A 1,010-nucleotide genomic window follows, 5' to 3' on the forward strand; every position below is an offset into this window, starting at 1 on the left:
TGCCGACGCGCACCTGGGCCCGCCGGTGGCCGTGCTCGGCGGCCCGCTCGTACCACTCCTCGCACTCGCTCTTGGTGGCGACCGGCTCGCCGAGCTCGTGGCGCGGCGCGGGCGGGCGGCGCACGTCGAGCAGCGCGGCGAGCCGGAACGCCGCCTCGGGGCTGCCGCCGCCCGCCGCGCACCGCAGGTGCCGCTCGGCGGTCTGCTCGTCACCCTCGCGCAGCCGCGCGATACCGGCCTGCAACGCGGCCTCGGTGTGACCGCCCGCGGCGGCCCGCTCGTACCACCGGAGCGCCTGCTCGGCCGAGTCCTCGTCGTCCCTGCCCGCGTACAGGATGCCGAGATTGAAGGCCGCGTCGACGCTGCCCGCCTCCGCCGCCTTGGAGAACCAGGGTTCGGCGCCGGACGCGTCGCCGTGCTGCAACAGGAGCACGGCCAGCGCGTTGGCCGCTTCGCGGTGGCCCGCGTAGGCGGCGCGGCGGTACCAGCTCTCCGCCTGCTGCGTGCGCTTCTGCTCGGCGCAGAGCAGCCCCAGGTTGTACGCGCCATTGGTGTCGCCCGCGTCCATGGCGGCGCGGTACCAGCGCTCGGCGGTCTGCGTCTCGCCGCGCCGCGCGTGCAGCGCGCCAAGGGCGTTCGCCGCGTTGCCGTCGCCGTCCTGGGCCGCGCGCAGCCACCACACGGCGGCGCTCTCCTCGTCCCCGGCGTCGCGCAGCAGGAAGGCGAGCGCGCACGCCGCGCGCGGCTCGCCGTCCTTCGCCGAGGTCAGGTACCAGCGGCCCGCCTCCTTCAGCTCGCCGCGCTTCTCCAGGATCGCGCCGAGGTGGAGGGCGGCGCGGCGGTGCCCGCGCGCGGCGGCCTGCCGGTACCACTGCTCGGCTTCCGTGGCAGCGTTGTCTTTCGCGCGGGCGGAGCCTGCCGCGGCACGCGGTGCGGCGCGCTGCGGGGCGCGCGGTGTGGCTCTTGCCGCGGCACGGCCGCCGACGGTGGCGTAGGGGCCGTCCTCGGCC

At 77.5% G+C, this 1,010-nt stretch carries 1 protein-coding gene; it reads right to left on the reverse strand.

Going from position 1 to position 1,010, the window contains the following annotated elements; all coding sequences use genetic code 11:
• Positions 1-1,010 (reverse strand): tetratricopeptide repeat protein (locus tag OFY01_RS17415; RefSeq protein WP_266600930.1); only part of this gene is annotated, 1,010 nt, incomplete at both ends.

The sequence above is a fragment of the Streptomyces beihaiensis genome (genome assembly GCF_026274175.1).
Lineage (GTDB): Bacteria > Actinomycetota > Actinomycetes > Streptomycetales > Streptomycetaceae > Streptomyces > Streptomyces beihaiensis.